Raw genomic sequence first — 18944 nt, forward strand, 5'->3', positions numbered from 1 at the left:
AAAGAAGAGGGGGGAATCAGTCGGAGAAACTACCCTGCAAACGCTCGGCGCGAAACTCCAGGGTTTGTGGACGGTAACCAGGGCGCAGGGGCGGCATCGGCAAGCAGTCTTCCCAAGTGCCGCCGGCCTGCAATTCGCCGGGGCCGCGATAACGCGGTGCGGCGTATTGATTGTCGGCCAGGTTCACCGTATCGCCCGGCGCATACGCCGCGATGCGCCAGCGTAACTCGGTCAGCGGCACGTCGTTGCCGTTGTTCATTTTCAGCTGCAACGGCCGATCCGCCGGGCAGTGTTCGGGCGCGTAGGTGATGCGCAGCTCAAGACGTGCCAGTTGCTTGACCTCGCGGTTGTCCATCCAGAACACCCACGTCGCCACCAGGCCCAATCCGACAGCGGCGGCCATGGAAACCGGCACGGCCTTGGCCGGGTAGCGCAGCAGCAGGATCAGCCAGGTGATGACCAGCAGGACGCCGATGAACATGTTTGAACGCTCCTTTAACTCATGACCACCATCCTACCGAAGGGGCGCGGGAATGGACATTCGGCGAGCAAGGGATTGCACCGCTGGCCTGCACTGTAATTTCTGACAGTAGCCAGCCCTGCGCTTGAAGCGTTAGAAGACATTGGCCAACAGGGCAGTTATTCGATGGGCGGTAACAATGGGAATGCACCACAAGACACCCACGCTGACGGTCGTCGATCCGCGCGGTTTATCAATTCGTTCGGTTGATTATTGGCGGGCCGTCGACAACCTGCCCACCGAGGCCCGCATCAGCCGCACTGTTCACGATGGCGCAGGGCGGGCGGTGAAACAGTGGGATCCGCGATTGTGGGCGCTGCAGGTGGGCGATTCCCAGGCACCGGCCAATCTGACCACGGTGTACTCGCTGTCCGGGAACGCGCTACGCACGGACAGCGTCGACGCCGGAACGCAGATCAACCTGTATGGCTTGGCCGACGAAGTGTTGTTGGGCCGGGACAGCCGCGAAACCCGTCGCGAGGTTGAATATGACGATTTGCTGCGGCCAGTGGCAGTGTTCGAGCAGGGCGCTGCGCAGCCGCGTCGCTGTGTCGAACGTTTTGAGTATGGTTGTCCTGGCCAGGGTAATCAGGACCATAACCAATACGGCCAACTGATTCGCCACGATGACCCGGCGGGCAGTGTGCTGTTCGACGCGTTTGCGATCAGCGGCCAATGTGTCGAAAACACTCGGCACTACACTCTCGATCCGGTCACCCCCGACTGGCCGGAACTGATCAATGATCGCCAACGGCTGCTCGAACCCGGTTTGGGCGCGACATCCGCATGGCGGTTCGGCCCACTGGGTGATGGGTTGGAGCAGACCGATGCCAAGGGCAATCGTCAGGTCTTCAGTCTGACCCTTGATGGTCTGTTGCGTGAAACTCGTCTGCGACTCCATGGACTGACCGCCTGGCAAGTGCTGGTCAGCGATATCCAGTACAGCGCGCAGGGGCAGGTCGAGCACGAAACAACGGGCAACGCAGTGCAAACGACCCTCGTTTACCGTCCCGAAGATGGTCTGTTGATGGAACGTCGGGTACAGGATGCCGGCACCCGAATGTTGCAGCATCTGATCTACGACTATGACCCGATGGGCAATGTGTTGAGCATCGAGGATCAGGCGTTGCCCGTCCGCTACTTCGCCAACCAGCGTATCGACCCGATCAATCGCTTCAGCTACGACAGCCTGTACCAGCTGATCGAGGCCTCTGGCTGGGAGGCGGGCGGTCCCAATCAAGGGCCCGAGTCGGTCGGCCGCACCGCCCCGGCGGCTGTCGGCAACTACCGCCAGACCTACCGCTATGACGCAGGCGGCAATCTGTTGAAACTGACCCACGTCGGCGCGCAAGACCACGGGCGCGATTTGAAAGCCGCCCGCTACAGCAACCGCTGCCTGCCATATCGCAACGGCGTGCCACCGACTGAAGACGAAATCGCCGCCGCGTTCGACGCCAAGGGCAATTTGCTGGAGCTGGACCAGAGGCGCTTTCTGACGTGGGATCTGCGCAACCAGCTGCAATCGGTCAGCCCGGTGGAACGTGCTTCCGGGCGCAATGACAGGGAGTCGTATCTCTACGATGGCGGCGGCCAGCGCGTACGTAAAATCCGCTCGTTGCAGACCAACGCCCGGACTGTGGTCGCTGACGTGCGTTACTTGCCGGGGCTGGAGTGGCGCACCGATAACGGCACCGGCGAGGTGCTGCAGGTCATCACCGCCCAGGCCGGACTCAACAGCGTGCGGGTGTTGCACTGGGAGAGCACCCCGCCTTCGGGAACAAACGACCAGTATCGATATGGCTTCACCGATCATTTGGGTTCGATCAGCCTGGAGCTGGCCGCTGATGCACGGATCATCAGCCGGGAAACCTTTTACCCGTTCGGCGAGACGGCCTGCCTGGCCGGGGATGATGTGATCGAGGTCAGTTACAAAACCGTTCGTTACTCGGGCAAGGAGCGGGATGCAACGGGGCTTTATTACTATGGATATCGCTATTACATCCCGTGGTTGCAGCGGTGGTTGAAGCCGGATCCGGCAGGAACGGTTGATGGTTTGAACCTGTATCGGATGGTTCGAAACAACCCGGTAGGCCTGGTTGATGAAAACGGGCTTAATCCCGACAAGGCAAAGGGCAGTTTGGTTTCAAGCATGACAGGACTTTCTGATGGAGCCTATGCATCCGGGGCTCCGGCACCTGCACGTCCCCCGATCCCGCTGAGGCCGGGAGCACTTCCGTCTGCGCCTCCCCGCCCACCCGTGCCCACGCGATCCAGCCCGGTTCAGATGAATGTAGCTGCGCCAGCGAAAAAGGAAGCTCCCCAACGACCACCGGCGCCAATTGCGTTGCCCACGGCGTCTCCGTCTACGGGGGCGCTCCCTTCATACGCGACCGATTCAATGGTTGTCGGCTCGCATTCATTGTCGATTGGCCCACGAGGGGGGGTTGTGGCCATGAGGGGGGACAATCGTGACCCCGACCAGATCCGTACCGCGGGTGGTTTTTTCCCCAGGGATAACAGAGGGTCAAAAATCAAAGAGGAGTTCAGGCAGGCCGCTGTGACCAAAGGGATCAACACCCTGGCCCAGGAGCACGTTAGAAGCCCCGTTGCGGGTTACGTGTCCACCGGCATGGATGAAGACTCAGGAGGGTACGGTGACACAAGAGCTTTCCTGTACCGGATGGAAATTCCGGGTTTGAAAGAGCGAGCCATCAATGATCAAACGCTGGGGCTCGGGTCACCTTTCAAATTCATTCCCAAAGGAAAGTTGGGTACCAGAGTGTTGATGAGTGGCGACACACTGGATCAGTCCGAGTTCGTTGCAATGATTCCCCCCATGACTGTGGAAATGACCTTCATTACTCCGATTCCGAGCGCTCACATCGTCGCTTACAGGCCCGCGAAGAGCAATCAATGGATACCTTTTTAATCATGGTGACCCTGATGTAAAAAGCCCCCGCCCAACCCCCTGCGGATAGGGACGCAGCGGGCTGGACGGGGGCTTTTTGTTTTACCGGTCAATCACTGCGCGATGGTTTTCACCGATACGCCGCGTTCGATCGGGGTGGAACGACCGTAGATATCTTCGAACCGCTCGATATCGTCTTCGCCCAGGTAGCTACCCGATTGCACTTCGATGATCTCGAGTGGAATCTTGCCCGGGTTGCGCAGACGGTGGACCGAGGCGATCGGGATGTAGGTCGACTGGTTTTCAGTCAGCAGGAACACGTTTTCGTCGCAGGTCACTTCGGCGGTACCGCTGACCACGATCCAGTGTTCGGCGCGGTGGTGGTGCATCTGCAGCGACAGGCACGCGCCCGGCTTGACCGAGATACGCTTGACCTGGAAGCGGCCGCCCATGTCCACCGAGTCGTAGGAGCCCCACGGACGATAGACTTCGCAGTGGGTCTGGGTTTCGCTGCGGCCCTGCTCGTTGAGGGTGTTGACCATCTGCTTCACGCCTTGGACCTTGTCCTTGTGGACAATCATCATGGCGTCCTTGGTTTCGACGACCACGATGTTTTCCAGGCCGATCACCGACACCAGTTTGCCGTTGCCGTGGATCATGCAGTTCTTGCTGTCCTGGATGACCACGTCGCCTTTGGTGACGTTACCGTTGGCGTCTTTTTCATTGACTTCCCACAGCGACGACCAGCAACCGACATCGCTCCAGCCTGCGGTCAGCGGCACCACGCAGGCGCGCTGGGTTTTTTCCATCACCGAGTAGTCGATGGAATTGTCCGGGCAGCAAGCGAAGGTGGCGGGGTCGATGTCGACGGTGTCGGCGTCTTGTGCACTACGTTCGAGCGTCAGTACGCAGGTGTCGTAGATGTCCGGATCGTGTTTTTTCAGCTCTTCGAGGAAGCGGCTGGCGCGGAACAGGAACATGCCGCTGTTCCAGAAGTAACCACCGGACTGGACGAATTCGGTGGCACGTTTCACGTCGGGTTTTTCGACGAAGTGCGAGACACGGCTGACACCTTCCGGCAGCAGGGCGTCGTTGGTGGATTTGATGTAGCCGTAACCGGTTTCCGGTTTGGTCGCCGGCACGCCGAACAGCACCATCTCGCCACGCTCGGCCGCCACGGTGGCCAGGGCCAGGGCGCGTTGCAGGGCTTTCTGGTCTTCCAGCACGTGGTCGGCCGGCAGCACCAGCATCAGCTCGTCGCGACCTTCATTGACCAGCATCATCGCGGTCAGGGCCACGGCTGGTGCGGTGTTACGGCCGAAGGGTTCCATCAGCACGCGCTGCACGTCCAGGTTGCGGGCGCCCAGCTGCTCGTTGACGATGAAGCGATGGTCCTTGTTGCAGACCACGATCGGGGTGTCCATGCCTTCGAACACCAGGCGTTCCAGGGTTTGCTGGAACAACGTGTGTTCGCCGGTCAGGGCGAGGAATTGCTTGGGGAATTGCTTGCGCGAAAGCGGCCAAAGACGTGAGCCGCTACCACCTGACAAGATCACCGGAATCATGTTGTTACTCCTTTAAAATCGATTGGTTAGAGCCACGAACGTTCTGTCGTTTCACTCTTGTTCTTGTTCCGTGTCCGAATTGACGCCTGGGTCTCCTGTGGGAGCTGGCTTGCCTGCGATGGCATCACCTCGGAGTATCTGTTGCACCGAGTTGTCTGCATCGCGGGCAAGCCCGCTCCCACAGGGATATGGGTCAATCCGGCAAATGTGTTAGCGCGTCGACACCGGGCGTTTGACCCAGACTGGCGACAGGCTGCTGCCGTTGCCGGTGACGTACAGCACCGCGGCTTCACCACGCTCCAGGGCAACCGGTTTCACGTCGCCGACTTTGGTGGCGCCGTCGTACAGTGCCAGGCTGACTTTCACCGGGTTGATTTCACGCTCGCCACGGCTCTTGGCCGCCACGGACGGAATGACTTCGGTCTTGCCGTCGGCGGTTTTCAGGGTCAGGGCCTTGTCGCTCAGGTTCTGCACGCGTACCAGGGATTTCTGCTTGTTCTTGAACGGTGGCTCTTCGATCAGTTGCGGCGCGCCGCTGGCGTTGTTGACCAGGGTGTAATAGTGATCGCCGGCCAGTTTCACCGGCAGGGTCTGGCTGCCGACCTTGGCGCTGTAGTCGCCGCCCGGCATGAAGCTGAAGTCGGTGCTGGACAGCGGCGCGACTTCGTTCAGGTTGGTGGTACCGACGGTGGCGCTGACTTCAGCATTGCCGGCATTGTAGACCCGCACGAAGCTCGAGCCTTTTGGTGCGGTCGGGCCGTAGAGGGCGGCGTCGCCACCGGCGAACGCCTGCATCGACAGCACGCTCATGCCGGCGACGAGGGCGAAGGTCTTGGCGAGACGGCGAGGAGTAGTAGTGAAAGTCATGGTAGTACCTCTCTCTTTCAGTTTTGCGCCCGGTCGGGCGTCTCGGATTTAGTGTTTGCAGCTACGTTTTGTTGGCGTGCGCCGGCTTGTTTAAGCTCTGCGACCCACTGCGGGTCGGCGTCACCGATTTCGTTGTTCACAGGCAGATATCGTTCAGGAAACTCCCAGATCAGCACTTGTGGCGGGCTGTTCTTGAAGGCATCGCTTTTCAGGTAGCTGAGCATCGGCAGAATCGGACCGTGGCCGTCTTCGGCGTAGCTGACCACGTCGCTGTGCAACGCTTCTTTCAGCGCGCCGACGAAGTTCCAGTTCGGGTTGGCGCTGTAGCTGGTGCCGATCAGGGCCACCGGCACTTCAGTGTTGGCGAACAGGGCGTCATCACCGGCGGGCTGGTCCTGGGCCGCCACGGTGTTGCGCTTTTGCAAAGGTTCTGGCGCCGGCATCAGGTTTTCGAACAGCGGGTCCAGCGGCAGGAACAACCTCAGGTCACCCTTGTGCGTCACCTTCTCCGCAGGCTCGGTGATGAAGTTTTGCGGTTCGCCGCTGAGCGGAGCTTTGTCGGCAATGGTTTTGGCCAGGGTCTGGGCAGCGATTTGCGCGCCTTCCGGGGTCCAGTGGGTGTCGGTACGCAGGAACACTTGCTGACCGCCTTGCTTGGCCTTTTGCAGCGGGCCGAGCAGGTCAGGGGCGAGGATCTTGTCGGCTGCCACACGAGCGTGGAAGTCCTGGTACAAATTGGCGTGGATACTCGCCGGCTTCGCTTCACCCAGGTGTTCCGGGTACAGACGCGTCTTGGCCGGGACAATGGCCATCACCAGTTGCACGCCTTTCTCTTTCAGTTCCTGGCGCACGCCTTCGACCAGCGCGTAGTTGCCTTGCAGGTTCAACTCTTCGTTGACGATCGGGTGAAACTCTTCATCGCTGTAGAGCCACTGATCGCGACCGAGCACCACGCCCGGACGACCTTCGTTGAACAGTTTGAAGTCCAGCGCGGCCCAAAGGTTGGTGCCCAGGCGCTTGATCGGGAACTCGTCGTCGTAGTGCGTCTCGACGGCTTTGGTCCAGCGCCCGTTGAGCACGGTGGCATCGGCGTTGGTACTGAAGCCGAAGAAGCTGCGTACCGACCACACGCCCAAGGCCAACAAGGTCACCAGGAACAGGGCGATGTAGAAGATGCGTAATGAGCGGGTCATGGTCAGATCCCTCAGAACTGGAAGTAAAGGAACGGCGAGAAGCTTTGCGCCGAGAGTTTGAGAATCGAGGCGATGAACAGCAGCAGCACCAGCGTGCGCATCACATAACGCGGCCAGTCCGCGACCCAGTAGGCCGGTTGCACAGTCGCTTCAACGCCGACGGTGTAACCCGGTTCGTGGATGCTGGCCGGGTTGTCACCCGGTACGGCTTTGATCATTCCAGGTGTCGCTGCGGCAGGGCCATCGGCCTCGACGTTGACGGCAGGCCTGGTCTTGACCGGTGGCCGGTTGGTGTAGAAATCACGGATGCCGAAGAACGCCAGGGTGACGTAGGCCACCACCAGGGTCGCCACTTGCAGACCGGTGAGGCTGGCCTGGTTGAGTTCCGACAGCGACCATTCGCCGAAGCTGAACATCGCGCCGTACATGCGACCGGCGACGTGCAGGTTTTCCGAGCGGAAGATCACCCAGCCCATGACGACAAGCAGGAAGGTCAGGGCCCAACGGATCGGGTTGATGCTGCGCGGCGAGGTGTTCAGGCCGAGGGCTTTTTCGATCGCCAGCCACATGCCGTGCCAGGCGCCCCAGACGATGTAGGTGATGTTCGCGCCGTGCCACAGACCGCCAAGCAGCATGGTCAGGAACAGGTTGCGATAGGTCATCAGCGTGCCTTTACGGTTACCGCCGAGGGTGATGTAGAGGTAGTCACGCAGCCAAGTGGAGAGGCTGATGTGCCAGCGACGCCAGAACTCGGTGATCGACTGGCTGATGTAGGGCTGTTTGAAGTTTTCCATGAAGCGGAAACCCATCATCAAGCCCAGACCAATCGCCATGTCGCTGTAGCCGGAGAAGTCGAAGTACAGCTGCGCGGTATAGGCCAGGGCGCCGAGCCAGGCGTCGCCCGTGGTCGGGTTCTGCAAGGCGAAGCAATGGTCGGCCACCACCGCCAGGGTGTCGGCGATGAAGACCTTCTTGATGAAGCCCTGCATGAACCGCGTGGCACCTTCGGAGAACTTGTCGAGGGTGTGGGTGCGGTTGTTGAACTGGTCGGCCAGGTCGCGGAAACGCAACACGGGGCCCGCGATCAAGTGCGGGAAGATCGCCACGAAGGCGGCAAAGTCGATCAGGTTGCGGGTGGCCGGGGTATCGCCACGGTAGACGTCGATGATGTAGCTGATGGACTCGAAGATGTAGAACGAGATCCCGATCGGCAACAGTACGTGGGTCAGGATGAACGGCGACAGACCGACCGAGGTCATCATCGCGTTGATGCTGTCCACGCCGAAGTTGGCGTACTTGAAGTAGCCGAGGATGCACAGATCCACGGCAACGCCGAGCAGCAGCCAGCGCTGGGCCGGTTTGGTCCGAACGCCTGCGGCGCCGACTTTCAGGCCGATCCAGTAGTTCCACAGCGTGACGGCTGCGAACAGCGCAAGGAAGTCCACACGCCACCAGGCGTAGAACACGTAGCTGGCGATCAGCAGCAGCAGGTTGCGATAGCGTTGCCCGCTCAAGTAGTACAAGCCGAGAAAGATCGGCAAGAACAGAAACAGGAACACGTTGGATGAAAATACCATCCCGATCTCTCCATGTTTAACCAACAGTCAAGGGCCAACGGCCCCCCCAAACCCCCCACGAAAATCTGGAGAGTTACGATCGTTCCCACGCTCTGCGTGGGAATGCCTCACTGGACGCTCTGCGTCCGCTTCGGCATGTGACGCGGAGCGTCACGGGCTGCATTCCCACGCGGAGCGTGGGAACGATCAACCCTAAGAGCCTTTGTTGGCTTTTGCGCTGGCCGGGTCGTAGACCTTGGTCAAATCCCCACCGAGGCGGAAGGTCTTGAACGGCTGCATTCTGTGTTTCTGCGCCAGCACATCCGGCGTGCAGGTGTAGAGCGAGCAGAACGGCTCGAGCCAGGCAAATTTCGAGTCGACCTTGAGGTCGGTCATGTCCTGATCCTTGCCGTTCTTCTTCTCGAATTCATCCGGGTCTTTCACCCCTGCGAGCACGCGATCGCCCAGGCGTTTCAAGGCCCCGTTGTTTTCCTGACGCAAATCCACACCGTTGACCTGAGCGAAACTGGCGATCATCGCCAGCGGCGGCAGGGCATAGTTGTGATAGGAGAGGGCGCGTTGCTGACGCTTGAGTTCGTTGGGCAGGAAGCCTTGGGCGTCGACCTGATTGGCGCCGACTTTGTATTCCTTGACGGCCCAATCGAACAGGTCGCGGCGGTTGGTGGCGACCGACGTGGCCATCACCGACCAGGCGGCCCAGTACGAGTGGTTGTTGGTTTGCTCGAGCGGGAGGTTGTCCCAATCGCTGACCACTTGATCGGCCATTTTGCTGAACCAGGCTTCAATCACCTGCGCTTCTTCCTGGTGGGTGGCCAGTGGATGCGAGTCAGAGAATTTCAGGCGGACGTAGGACGAAGCCATGCTGCCCAAGGCCCATTTACGCATGGACTTGCCGGTGTGGTTGAAGTCCTTGGACATCAACGCATCCGCCCGAGCCCAAGTAGCCAGCCAGTTGAGCGTGCACTCCAGCTGTTCCGGGCGACCGTCACGCATGAACTGCATCACCCGCTTGCTGGTGCCGCGCTCGATCTTGGTGATGTCGGCGGTGGTCTCGCGGAAGGCTTTTTCCGATGCCTCGTTCAGGGTCGAACGGGCCTTGTCGGAGCCTTCGTACTTGCTGCGAAACTGCAGGGCGCCGGTGTAGGGCGTCGGCATCGCTTCGCAGCCTTCACTCTTGTCGCCGGTTTTGACTTTTTCAATCGGCGCGAAGTAACCCTGTGGCGGGCGCAGTGGCGCGGCGGCCTGGGTGGCGCCGGCGAACATCGCCAGCGTCAGCAGGGACGGCGCGAGTAACTTTTTCAGCGTTCGGGTTTGCATGCAGTTCATAAGAGGTAGCCTCATTGCCCGGCTTGAGCGGTACGCTGCTCGGCGCCGGAGAACACGTTGCGTTTGCAGATTTTCGCTTCGACTTTCTGCGGCGCGGTACCTGCTTTTTCAGGCCCCTGGACTTCGACGGCCAGCAGATTCTGCGAGGCCCAGTCTTCGTCCGTGCGCAACTCGAAGGCGAAACGCCCGTCGGTATCGGAGGTTTCCGGTTTGTCGATCTTGATGTCCTCGTGGCGCCCATTCATGTACCAGAGGGTGGCTTGCAAGGTTTTCACCGAGGTGTCGGCGAAGCGGATATCGACCTGGTGGCTGCTGTTGCGCAGGTCCAGGTTCTTGCTGTTGACCATCAATTCGTTTTTGCCCGGTTTCAGCGTGGCACTGGCGCTCATCTGTGCATCTTTGCCTTCGCAACCGTTGTCCAGCAGCGCCATCATCTGGCGGTAGATGGTTTCCTGGTCGAGGCGATAAAGCGGCGAGAATTCCCAGATGAGAATCTTCGGTGGTTTGGTCTGGAACTCTTCGCTGCCCAGGTACTGCAGCATCGAACCTTCCAGGCCGCCGCCGGGGAACGCTACGTTGAGGATGTCGGCGCCGATGGCCTCTTCGAGGAAACCGGCGAAGTTGTAGTTCTTGCCGCTGTGACTGGTGCCGACCAGGGTGATTTCCGGATTGCCGGAATCACTGAACAGATCGCCATCCGCCGCTTCGCCCTTGGGCTCGGTGGTGAACTGATCCATGTACTGGATCGCGTAGCTGGTGCCACAGAGTTGACCCGCCATGTTGTGTAACGTTCCGGTCTTGCCCATGCGACCCGACTTATGGGTCTCGAATTCACGCTTGGGAACGTCGGCGAAGGCCGGCAATTGCTTGACCTTCTCGGCGACGATTTTAGCCGTGCGCTGGGCGCCATACGGCGTCCAGTGCTGGTCGCCGCGGAAGTAGAAATCGTGGGCTGGCAGGGTGTCGGGCAGCGATTCGTTGGTCAGCGGCGACAGGTCCGGGACCACGTAGCCCATCTGCGCGAAACGCCCGAGCATGCTCTTGTAGTTGGTCAGTGCCTTGTCAAAATCGTATCTGGCTTTTTCTTCCGGGTTCAGCTTGTTGCGGTTCACCAGGCCACGGGTCGGCTGGTAAACGATGACCAGCTCCACACCTCTGCTCTTGAACGCTTCGTGCAGTTGTTTCAGGCGTTTGTAGCCGGCGGGCGTGGTGTCGAACTCGGTGCGCAAGTCTTCTTGCGTACGGAATAGCCAGTCGCCTTGCGCCTGCACCAGCGTGGTGAAGTTTTGCTGATAGCGGGTGGTGTAGTTCTTCGGGTCGTGGGCTGCCGGGCACAGGCTGCAGCACGGCTCGGCGTTGAAGCTCGGTGCTTTGGCGTCTTCGGCACGCACGCCAGTGCTGGCCGCGAGAATGCCCGCGGTCAGGGCCGACAGGCTGAGTAATTTGATCAAGTGTGGGTGCATAAAATTATCCTCAGTCCCGCATTTCGGTCTGGCGTTCGACAGGGTCGATCAGCACGGCTTTCTGCTGGCGCACCAGCAGGTCGAGAATTTCATCCTGGCGCTCGCCGAGAATCCCGGAGAAGCTGATGCCGCTGGATTTGGTCGGCGCGAGCATCGACACGCGATACAACTCCACGCTCAGCGGCGAGTCGATCGACAGCGGTCCGCTGCCATTGGCGGCCAGTTCACCGCCGACCACGATCAGCGACACCTCGGCGTCGAACGGGTCGAGCTCGATGTCCCGGTCGGTGTCGGTCAGGTCTTTGATGTGCCCGTAGACACCGGTCAGGCCGTTGGCCATCGAGACGTTTTCGTACAGGCGGATGTTCACGCTGTTACGAATACGGATGCCGTGGCGCCGGTTGCTGATCACCTTGTTGCCCCACAGCAGATTGTCGGCACTCTCGTAGAGGGTGATGCCGTCGGTGTGGTTCTTGTAGATCTCGTTGTAGGCGATCAGGTTGTTCACACTGTTACGGTCGATCACCAGGCCCGACAGCTTGTTGTCGTAGCTGCGGTTGTTGAAGATGAAGCTGTCGTTGACCTCACGGGAAATAATGATCCCGTGCTTCTTCTTGGTCCCGAACACCGTGTTGTCGGCGATGATCAGACCGTGGGAACGGTCATGGGGGTCGATGCCGTAGACGATGTTGTCTTTGTAGGTGTTGCCCTTGACCACGAAGTCGCGGGTTTCATAGCAGTAGAAGCCGTACCACATGTCCGAGAACTCGGAGCCGACGATCCAGCCGGTCGGTTCAGGGCGCTTGAGCACCTTGGCCATGTTCGGCGTGTATTGGGAAATACTCACGCCGTAGGACTTACTGTTGGCGTAACCGAAACTGGCGATCTTGCTGTTGGCGATGTAGGTCTCGGTGCCACCCCAGGACAGCAGGAATGGACGGAATTCCTTGGGCGACTTGAAGGCCGCCGGGCCGTTTGCCTTCTCGCTCCAGCCAGTGATTTTGGTATCACGCACGAACAACTGGCCGTCGTTGACCAGGAACGAACCGGCCTCTTGGGACAGGCGCAATTCCTGGGTCTGCTTGTCGATTTCCAGAATGCCCTTGTTACCCACCACGATCGGCAACTTCGCCAGGAACACGCCCGGCGAGGTTTCGCTGAAGTACTGCTTGGGCAGCTTCTTCGCCAAGTCCTTGAGGTTCATGTAGCCGTCGTCGACAAAGATCGCCTGCGGGATGCCATGCTGACGCACCACCCACTCGGCCATCTTGTTGTCACCGCCGATGAAGTCCTTCAAGGCGTCTTCCTGCATCATCCGGCGCACACTGATTTTGCCGGGCTTGGTGCGCACGATTTTCGCGGCGATGGCTTCGGCGGTGTAGCCAGAGGTGTCCGGCAGTTCTGGCTTGGCCAGGTCCAGCGGCGCGGTTGGCGCGCTGCTGACGGTGTAGGTCTTGGCCTGTTGCAGTCCCTTGGCCATGGTCGCCGATTTGCTCTGCTGTTCAGGCTGGTGCACAGACTTGGCCGGTTCAACGGTGGCGAAGGCCGCCGTGCTGGCCAGCAGCAGCGCGCCGGCCAGCAGGCTGATCGAGCCTTTCTTGGCACTGTTCATGTCGGGCACTCCCTTCGCGGTTTGCATCAGAAGCGCCAGATCACGTCGACAAACGCACGGTGCATGTACGAGTCGACGCCTTTGCCATACGCGTCACCGGGCTTGAACACACCGCCACGCACACGCACCAGGGCCGAAGGCTCATCGATTGATTGGCTCAAGGAGGCGGGCAGCAGGCCCTGCTTGAAGTACTTGGTGACGACCACGTCCATTTCCTGACCGAGGTCCTTGTTGCCATCTTCCAGCGGCAGGGAGGTGCTGGAGAGGATCGCGCCGGTCACGTCGTCGGTGTTGTTTTCGACGGCGTTGATGCCGTTGCTGCCCACCGGCTTGTTGCCGTCCACGCGCCAGAACTTGTGGTAGATCAGGCTGGCGTCGTATTCGTCGTTGAGCATCCACGAGCCGAACAGGGTAGCGGTCTGCATGTTGTTCATTTCGCCACGGAAGGCTTCGCCGAAACGGTGAACCCGCGAGCGCGTACCGGTGTAGTTCGAACGGTTGCTTTCCAGGCCGGTCTGTTCGTACTCGGCACTGGCGCGGGCATAGGCTGCGCCGACTTGCCACTGCGGATCGAGGCGCAGACGCACGCCCACGTCGGTGGCCCAGCCGTTCAGGTCTTCGCCACGCTTGGCTTCTGCCGGGCGGGTGCCGTCGGCATTCAACGGGTTGACCGTGTCACGGTCGCCGCTCATGCCGGTGATGCTGCCCCAGTAGTTGACGGTGTTGGTGTTGCGCCAGTTGTAGGCATCGCTGTCGGCGGTGAGGCCGAGCCAGCTGATGTCGCCGTTTTGTTTCTTGTCCAGAGAATCGCCGGCAACGCCCGGCTCCGGATAGTCGAGCTTGCCGTCATCGTGGGTGTGATGACCGCGAATGCCGACCCAGTTACCCGGCGACCATTGGGCGGCGACGTCGCCGAAAACGTGCAGGCGATCCTTGTCCTTGGGTGCCAGTTCTTTCAGGTCGGTGCGGTATTCGCTGAAGCGTTCGGCGACGCCGACGTTGGCGCGCAACAGGGTGGTGTCGAAGGTCCAGTTCAGGGCTTCGATGTTGGTGTCGCGCCATTGGCCGTCGTCGTTGCGCAGGCGTTGGCGACCGAGCTTGAGGATCTCGCCAGGGTAGGGCGTGAGGCCGCTGTAGCCGACCCAGAACTCGCGCATTGCCAGGTAGTTCTTCTTGGTTTTGCGATCACCGTTGTCGGTGGTCTGGGTACCGTCGCTGTCGGACTGTTGCAGGGTGTCCGTTTCGATGATATCGGTGGATGTCACGGCCTGGCCCATGGCGTAGGCGCTCCACGCGCCGCTCTCGCCGTATACCCACGGACGCAGGTCGAGGCCGACGCCGTTTACGTCACCGCCACTGGCAGTACCCAGGTCACGGTCGTCTTCGGACTGGCCGGTAACTTTGACTTCGAGGCCGAAATTCTTGTCTTCGGTCAGGGCCGCCAGGGTCGGGCACGACCACAGCAGGGCGAATGTCAGGCCAATACCGGCCTGCACGAATGGATTGAGCTTCATAGGGATTCCTCGCCGTCTTCTTCTTGCAGGGCGTGCAGTTCCAGCGTGTCCGGACTCACGGTGCTACGAATGGCTTGCTCTTGTTTGAGCAGGCGTTGGGCCTCGGCCAGCCGGTCAGGCGGCAGTTGCGCTTCGATTGTTTGCGCAAGCTCAGTGGCTTGCGGAGTGCCTTGAGCCTTGGCCAATTGGCTGAAGACGTAAGCGTTGACCGGGTCGGGCCGGGTGCCCTTGCCTTGGGAGAACAGTTGGGCGATGGCGAAATCGGCGCTGTTCTGGCCGTTGCGCGCAGCGGTCAGCAGGTGATCCAGGGCTTTCTGCGGATAGACCTTGCCCAGGTAACCACGGCGGTAAATCTGGCCGAGGTAGTAATCGGCGGCGACTTCCTTGCCGACGGCTTTCTGGAAGTGCTCTTCGGCGACCTTGGCGTCGGCCGGCACCATTTTGCCTTCGTAGTAGAGCTTGCCGAGCAACAGTTCGGCGCGCGGCTGGTCGGCGGCGCGGCCGTTGTCGAGGTACTTCATCATGGTGTCGACGTCGCCCAGTTCAGGGAAGTCGTAGAGCAGTTGCGCCAGGCTGACCCAGGACGCCGGGTAGCCAGGGGCGATGCCTTCGAGCAGCGACTGAGCGGTTTTTTCGTCGGTCTTGCCCAGACTTGCATCGCCCAGTACGCGGGCCACGCTGTCCACCCGTTGCGCAGAGACGGCGCCACGGCTGTGAGCGGCTTGCATCTGCTTGATCAGCTCGGCCGTTTGTTCTGGCTGGGCTTTTTTCTGATAGACCATGGCCAGTTCGACGTAGCAGATGTCGGTGGTGTTCAACGCCGCCTTGCAGATTTTTTCCACGTCATCCAGGTGCTGGTCGTAAGTGCCCTGGGTGCGATAGAGCAGCACCTGGGCCAGACCCGCTTCGGGCTTGCCTTCGGTGCGCCATTGGCTGATCTGCTGCTGTGCGTTCACGTTCGGGAAACTGTGCGGGTATTGCAGGTACAGCATTGCCAGCGGGATCAGGGTATTGCCTTCACCATTGGTCGCGGCTTTCTTCAACAGTGCTTCGGCTTCGTGGTGTTCGGCTTCGGTGGCGCCGGGTTTGGCCACCAGCAGGCGACCCAGGCGAGCCTGAGCCCGCGGCGAGACACTGGCTGCGGCGCGGTAAGTCGCCTCGGCCTTTTTGATTTGTGCCGGGTCGCGGCTGTCGACCTGCAGATCGGCCAGACCAACCTGGGCTTCGCTGTAGCCCAGGTCTGCCAGTTGCTGGTAATTCTGCGCCGCCAGCGCGGTGTCGCCGCGCTTGAGGGCTTCATTGGCCAGACGCTGGTCGGGCAGGCCGGCGCAACCGGCCAGGCTCACGGCCAAAGCCAGCGAGCACACCACATAACCACTGTGGGAGCGGGCTTGCCCGCGATTCAGGCGGCTCGGTGCTTCAGAAAGACCGCGTTTATCCAATCGCGGGCAAGCCCGCTCCCACAGGATTCGCGGCGTTTTCAGGAGACTGATGATCGTCACGGGCATGTCCTCTGTTTAAAGACCGGCGGCCATGGCTTTGTTGATCAGCCAGTTCAGGTTCGGGCCACGGGTGCTGTTCACTTCCACCGGGCGACCGGCGAAGGCGCTGTCCAGTGGCTCGTCAGGTTTGATCTGCACGCGGATGTCGGACGACAGGTCGGCGCTTTTCAGGCTGGTGCTGCTGACGATCTTGCCGGTACGGGTCTGGTCTTCGCCGGCGATCTGGAAGCTGACCGAAGTACCTGGGCGCACGTCGCCGAACTGGCGATAGGAGAAGCGTGCCTCAACGTTGGCTTCGGTGTTGCGCGGCACCAGCTGGAAGATCACATCGCCTTTGCTGGCGTATTGACCGTTAGCCACCAGTTGCTGAGCCACGGTGCAATCGCACGGCGACGTCAGGGTGCCGGTCATTTGCTTGCCGAACAGTTCTTCGACCTTGGACGGTTGCAGTTGATCTTCGTCCAGATGGCCCTTGAGTATGTCGAGCATGCTGGTGCTGAAGGTCGCCAGCGGTGCGCCTTTGGCGGCCACGCCGTCAGCCTTGATCAGGCTCTGCACGGTGCCGTCGCGCGGCATGGTGATGTTCATGCCTTGCACGCTGACCAGGCCGGCCTGCGCGTGGCTGACGAAGTACATGCCGTACACCGATTTGAAAATGAAACCGAACGCCACCAGGCCGACCACGAAGATACCGGCGCTGAAGGTCACCGCTTTCAGACGGCCGAGCGGCGTCATGCCGTGGCCGCCGTCCTTGACCTTGCGCGCCTTGGTGAAGTTGTCGCGCTGCAGGGTCGCGAGCATTTCACCCACGCTGACGATGTCGCCGGCCAGGTGCGAGGTGATCAGGTGGCGCAGGGTGGAAATGTCCCGGGGTTCCAGGTTCTGGAACTGGCAACCGGTGCGACCGGTCTGGCGATCGACGGAGCGGATTTGCAATTCCACGTCCATGGCCAGGCCGAGGTTATCGATGACGAATTGCAGGCGGGCCTTGTGCACATCGCCGACCTTCAGCGGCAGCTGACCGGCGTTGAACGCCAGGCCGCCAGCGGAAAGGTCGATGACGCGGGCTTCAACCGGAGTCCGATCAGGACCGAAGAAACGCAGCTTGGCCGGGATTTTCACGCGTGCGTGTTGGCGCTGGGCTTCGGATTCGTGCACTACGTTGCTGTTGACGGCGGTATTCATATGGGCGATTTCCTAGTTAATTCAGGCGAGTTCGGTCAGACCATCATCAGCAGCACGGCGACAAAAATGCTGCCGGCGGAGAAGGTCATGGTCCGAGACGACCAGGTGTTGAACCAACGTTGAAAGCTGGCGAGATCACGGGTCAATTTGGTGTCCTGGCGGGTCCAGGATTGTTGGTCGAGGCGGAAGAACACGTAGATCTTCACCAGCGCGCCGACGATCTGGTTGTAATAGAGAATCGCCGGGTAAGCCGGGCCGATCCGGTGACCGGAACAGGACAGCAGCACGGTCAGGATCAGACGGGTGATGCCGATCCACAGCAGGTAAACCAGGATGAACGCGGTGCCGTACTTGAAGGTGGCGATGAGCGCCACGGTCAGGCCCAGCAAGGACGTCCACATCGACACGCGCTGGTCGAACAGCACCACGGAGGTGAACAGACCGAGGCGTTTCATCCCCAGGCCAAGGGCGCGGGAGTTCTGCCGCAGGTTGTTGCCGTACCAGCGGAACATCAGTTTGCGACTGGCCTTGATGAAGCTCTTTTCCGGTGGGTGTTCCACGGTATGGATCGCGGCGTCGGGCACGTAGAACGTGTCGTAGCCCAGGCGCATCAGGCTGAACCAGCTCGACTTGTCGTCACCGGTCAGGAACTTGAAGCGGCCCAGGCGCCAGTGTTGCAGCGAGTCACTTTCCACGTCGGCGATGAAGTCCGGGTCGGTCACCACGGAGGCGCGGAACACCGACATCCGGCCGGTCATGGTCAGCACGCGCTTGGACAGGGCCATGGAGCACATGTTGATGTGACGCTGGGCGAATCGCAGTTTGTGCCATTCGCTCATGATGTAGCCGCCGCGCACTTCGCAGAACTCGTTGGTGGTCAGGCCGCCGACATTGCCGAACAGCTGGAACCACGGCACGGTCTTGAGCACGACGCCTTCGGCCAGCACGGTGTCGCCATCGATCACTGCAACCACGGCGCGGTCGTCCGGCAGGTGGCGGGAGATGGCGCGGAAACCGTAGGCCAGGCCATCGCGCTTGCCGGTGCCGGGAATGCGCACGAAGTCGAGCTTGACGCTCGCGGGTGGGTTCATGCGCTTCCAGAGGCTCTTGACCAGCAGCTCATCGGACATTTCGACGATGGAACACACCACGGTGGTCGGCAGGCCGCAGTCGATGGCCTCGCGGATCACCGAGCTGTAGACCTGCGCGGTGGTCAGCGCGTCGATACGGAAGCTGGTGACCATCAGAAATACATGGGACGGGTCTGCCGCTTTACCCAGCTTGCGCACTTTGCGCCGCAGGTGCGGGTAGACCACGTATAGAAACAGCATGCCGCGCAGAAAGTGCGTGGCACCCATCGAGTAGCGCCAGATACCGACGATACCGATCAGGAAGATGAAGTCCTTCGACTCGGAGTCGAACGTGGACACAGGCAGCGCCATGGCGATGCCCATCAGTAAACTTAGGTAAAACAGCCAACCGGCGGCCTGAAGTAGGCCGTGCTTTAGCCTGTGCATAATCTGCATCCGTCTCGATCTCGGGCGAGCCTGTGGGGTGGCCCGATGGGGTTAAGGCAGGCCTGTGAAAACTGGCGACACCCGCTCTGGATGACGCCAGAAATCCCGGTAGGAGCTGCCGCAGGCTGCGATCTTTTGATCTTTGTCTTTGGGTTCACTCAGGACTCAAGTGCCCTAGGAAAGATCGCAGCCTCG

General features: G+C 60.6%; 13 protein-coding genes. 1 reads left to right on the plus strand and 12 read right to left on the minus strand.

The features are described from left to right. Window positions 1–16: 16 nt before the first annotated feature. Entirely contained in the window at window positions 17–481 is a 465-nt protein-coding gene (locus AACY49_RS11245; RefSeq protein ID WP_258697475.1) for a multidrug transporter, read from the minus strand. A 178-nt stretch (window positions 482–659) separates the two neighbouring features. Here AACY49_RS11245 and AACY49_RS11250 point away from each other — a divergent pair, with 178 nt between their 5' ends. After that, window positions 660–3449 carry an RHS repeat domain-containing protein gene (locus AACY49_RS11250; protein ID WP_339523719.1) on the plus strand — a complete coding sequence of 930 codons (2790 nt, stop codon included), beginning with the start codon at window positions 660–662 and terminating at the stop codon, window positions 3447–3449. Window positions 3450–3541: 92 nt separating this feature from the next. Here the strand turns inward: AACY49_RS11250 and AACY49_RS11255 are convergent, their stop codons facing one another. From AACY49_RS11255 to alg8, 11 genes are all read right to left on the minus strand, one after another. Then, window positions 3542–4993: a mannose-1-phosphate guanylyltransferase/mannose-6-phosphate isomerase gene (locus AACY49_RS11255; protein WP_339523721.1), complete on the minus strand. Its 1452-nt coding sequence runs from the start codon at window positions 4991–4993 to the stop codon at window positions 3542–3544. Between the two features lie 210 nt (window positions 4994–5203). Beyond that, a complete protein-coding gene (locus AACY49_RS11260; RefSeq protein WP_339523723.1) occupies window positions 5204–5860 on the minus strand; it encodes an alginate O-acetyltransferase AlgF in 657 nt (218 codons plus the stop codon). A 17-nt stretch (window positions 5861–5877) separates the two neighbouring features. After that, window positions 5878–7053, minus strand: coding sequence for an alginate O-acetyltransferase (locus AACY49_RS11265; protein ID WP_339523725.1), 1176 nt, complete (start codon window positions 7051–7053; stop codon window positions 5878–5880). Window positions 7054–7064: 11 nt separating this feature from the next. Continuing rightward, complete coding sequence (locus AACY49_RS11270; protein ID WP_339523727.1) at window positions 7065–8630, minus strand: MBOAT family O-acyltransferase; 1566 nt, start codon at window positions 8628–8630, stop codon at window positions 7065–7067. A gap of 192 nt (window positions 8631–8822) precedes the next feature. After that, complete coding sequence (locus AACY49_RS11275; protein WP_339523728.1) at window positions 8823–9956, minus strand: mannuronate-specific alginate lyase; 1134 nt, start codon at window positions 9954–9956, stop codon at window positions 8823–8825. A gap of 11 nt (window positions 9957–9967) precedes the next feature. Further along, entirely contained in the window at window positions 9968–11419 is a 1452-nt protein-coding gene (locus AACY49_RS11280) for an alginate O-acetyltransferase (protein ID WP_258697468.1), read from the minus strand. A 10-nt stretch (window positions 11420–11429) separates the two neighbouring features. Further along, the gene (gene algG, locus AACY49_RS11285; RefSeq protein WP_339523729.1) at window positions 11430–13031 is read right to left on the minus strand and encodes a mannuronan 5-epimerase AlgG; all 1602 of its coding nucleotides are present in this window, start codon (window positions 13029–13031) and stop codon (window positions 11430–11432) included. 26 nt (window positions 13032–13057) lie between these two features. Next, a complete protein-coding gene (locus tag AACY49_RS11290; protein ID WP_320392169.1) occupies window positions 13058–14545 on the minus strand; it encodes an alginate export family protein in 1488 nt (495 codons plus the stop codon). Beyond that, window positions 14542–16047: an alginate biosynthesis TPR repeat lipoprotein AlgK gene (gene algK / locus AACY49_RS11295; protein ID WP_339523732.1), complete on the minus strand. Its 1506-nt coding sequence runs from the start codon at window positions 16045–16047 to the stop codon at window positions 14542–14544. The genes AACY49_RS11290 and algK overlap by 4 nt, the downstream gene beginning before the upstream one ends. A 15-nt stretch (window positions 16048–16062) precedes the next feature. Continuing rightward, the gene (locus AACY49_RS11300) at window positions 16063–17232 is read right to left on the minus strand and encodes an alginate biosynthesis protein Alg44 (protein WP_339523735.1); all 1170 of its coding nucleotides are present in this window, start codon (window positions 17230–17232) and stop codon (window positions 16063–16065) included. Window positions 17233–17267: 35 nt separating this feature from the next. Then, window positions 17268–18749 (minus strand): mannuronan synthase, encoded by a 1482-nt coding sequence (alg8, locus tag AACY49_RS11305; RefSeq protein WP_408980541.1) that lies wholly within the window; start codon window positions 18747–18749, stop codon window positions 17268–17270. Between the last annotated feature and the right edge of the window lie 195 nt (window positions 18750–18944).

This window comes from Pseudomonas sp. EL_65y_Pfl2_R96 (assembly GCF_963970905.1).
Classification (GTDB): Bacteria; Pseudomonadota; Gammaproteobacteria; order Pseudomonadales; family Pseudomonadaceae; genus Aquipseudomonas.

Bases quoted from the DNA above. Each gene is read 5' to 3' on its own strand.
- AACY49_RS11245 (WP_258697475.1), bottom strand. From the start codon at position 481: ATGTTCATCGGCGTCCTGCTGGTCATCACCTGGCTGATCCTGCTGCTG.
- AACY49_RS11250 (WP_339523719.1), top strand. From the start codon at position 660: ATGGGAATGCACCACAAGACACCCACGCTGACGGTCGTCGATCCGCGC.
- AACY49_RS11255 (WP_339523721.1), bottom strand. From the start codon at position 4,993: ATGATTCCGGTGATCTTGTCAGGTGGTAGCGGCTCACGTCTTTGGCCG.
- AACY49_RS11260 (WP_339523723.1), bottom strand. From the start codon at position 5,860: ATGACTTTCACTACTACTCCTCGCCGTCTCGCCAAGACCTTCGCCCTC.
- AACY49_RS11265 (WP_339523725.1), bottom strand. From the start codon at position 7,053: ATGACCCGCTCATTACGCATCTTCTACATCGCCCTGTTCCTGGTGACC.
- AACY49_RS11270 (WP_339523727.1), bottom strand. From the start codon at position 8,630: ATGGTATTTTCATCCAACGTGTTCCTGTTTCTGTTCTTGCCGATCTTT.
- AACY49_RS11275 (WP_339523728.1), bottom strand. From the start codon at position 9,956: ATGAACTGCATGCAAACCCGAACGCTGAAAAAGTTACTCGCGCCGTCC.
- AACY49_RS11280 (WP_258697468.1), bottom strand. From the start codon at position 11,419: ATGCACCCACACTTGATCAAATTACTCAGCCTGTCGGCCCTGACCGCG.
- algG (WP_339523729.1), bottom strand. From the start codon at position 13,031: ATGAACAGTGCCAAGAAAGGCTCGATCAGCCTGCTGGCCGGCGCGCTG.
- AACY49_RS11290 (WP_320392169.1), bottom strand. From the start codon at position 14,545: ATGAAGCTCAATCCATTCGTGCAGGCCGGTATTGGCCTGACATTCGCC.
- AACY49_RS11300 (WP_339523735.1), bottom strand. From the start codon at position 17,232: ATGAATACCGCCGTCAACAGCAACGTAGTGCACGAATCCGAAGCCCAG.
- alg8 (WP_408980541.1), bottom strand. From the start codon at position 18,749: ATGCACAGGCTAAAGCACGGCCTACTTCAGGCCGCCGGTTGGCTGTTT.